Source organism: Methylobacterium fujisawaense (assembly GCF_014138435.1).
GTDB lineage: Bacteria > Pseudomonadota > Alphaproteobacteria > Rhizobiales > Beijerinckiaceae > Methylobacterium > Methylobacterium fujisawaense.
In genome coordinates this window covers 1-1,679 of the sequence record NZ_JACJIM010000023.1, presented here as the reverse complement: position 1 = coordinate 1,679, position 1,679 = coordinate 1, and the positions used below count along the sequence as shown (strand labels likewise).

Annotated in this window: 1 protein-coding gene; it reads left to right on the top strand. The window is 71.4% G+C overall.

Annotated features, from left to right (window positions below; genetic code table 11):
* Positions 1-21: 21 nt before the first annotated feature.
* Positions 22-1,679: 1-deoxy-D-xylulose-5-phosphate synthase (dxs, locus tag GGQ91_RS27915; RefSeq protein ID WP_182593313.1), on the top strand; the 1,658-nt coding region annotated here is incomplete at its 3' end.

Below are 1,679 nucleotides of genomic sequence, written 5' to 3'. Positions count from 1 at the left end.
CGTGTCCCGAATCCTGCGGCGCTGCGGCGTCTTCCGGAATCGGATCTTCCGGCTGTTGCGGAGGCGGTGCGCGCCGAGATGATCGACGCGGTGTCGATCACCGGCGGCCATCTGGGCTCGGGGCTCGGCGTGGTCGAGCTGACGGTGGCGCTGCACCACGTGTTCGACACCCCCGACGACCGCATCGTCTGGGACGTCGGCCACCAGTGCTACCCGCACAAGATCCTGACCGAGCGCCGCGACCGCATCCGGACCCTGCGCCAGGGCGGGGGGCTGTCGGGCTTCACCAAGCGCAGCGAGAGCGTCTACGACCCGTTCGGCGCCGCCCATTCCTCGACCTCGATCTCGGCGGCGCTGGGCATGGCGGTCGCGCGCGACCTCGACAACGCCACCGCCAAGGTGAAGGGCCGCCCGCAGAAGCGCCGCAACGCCATCGCGGTGATCGGCGACGGCTCGATGTCGGCCGGCATGGCCTACGAGGCGCTCAACAATGCCGGCGCCCTGCACTCGCGCCTGATCGTCATCCTCAACGACAACGACATGTCGATCGCCCCGCCGGTGGGCGCCATGTCGGCCTATCTCGCGCGGCTGGCCTCGGGGGGCGCCTACCAGTCCCTGCGCGAGACCGCCAAGCAGCTCGGCAAGCTGCTGCCGAAGGCGCTCTACCAGCGCGCCGCGGCGGCCGAGGAATACGCCCGCTCGCTCGTGGTCGGCGGCGGCACCATGTTCGAGGAGATGGGCTTCCACTATGTCGGCCCGGTGGACGGGCACAATCTCGACCACCTGCTGCCGGTGCTCAAGAACGTCCGCGACGCCGAGCACGGCCCGATCCTGCTGCACGTCGTCACCCAGAAGGGCAAGGGCTACGCGCCGGCCGAGGCGAGCGCCGACCGCTACCACGGCGTGGTCAAGTTCGACGTGATCTCGGGCGTCCAGGCCAAGGCCAAGCCGAACGCGCCGGCCTACACGCGGGTGTTCGGCGAGAGCCTGATCAAGGCGGCGGATGCCGACGACAAGGTGGTGGCGATCACCGCCGCCATGCCGGGCGGCACCGGCATCGACCTGTTCGGCAAGGCGCATCCGGACAAGACCTTCGACGTGGGCATCGCCGAGCAGCACGCGGTGACGTTCGCGGGCGGGCTGGCCACCGAGGGCTACCGGCCGTTCGTGGCGATCTACTCGACGTTCCTGCAGCGGGCCTACGACCAGGTGGTGCACGACGTGGCGCTGCAGAACCTGCCGGTGCGGTTCTGCCTGGACCGGGCGGGTCTGGTGGGCGCGGACGGGGCGACGCATGCCGGCGCGTTCGACCTGGCGTATCTGTGCTGCCTGCCGAACATGACCGTGATGGCGGCCTCCGACGAGGCCGAGCTGGTGCACATGGTGGCCACCGCCCACGCGCATGATTCGGGGCCGATCGCCCTGCGCTACCCGCGCGGCGAGGGCGTGGGGGTCGAGCTGCCGGAGCGGGGCGCGGTGCTGGCGATCGGCAAGGGCCGGGTGGTGCGCCGGGACGCGGAGGCGCGGGTGGCGATCCTCAGCCTGGGCACGCGGCTGGCCGAGGCCTCGAAGGCGGCGGACACGCTGTCCGAGCAGGGCGTGGCGGTGACGGTGGCGGATGCGCGGTTCGCCAAGCCGCTGGACGAGGCGCTGATCCTGGATCTGGCGCGGGACCACGA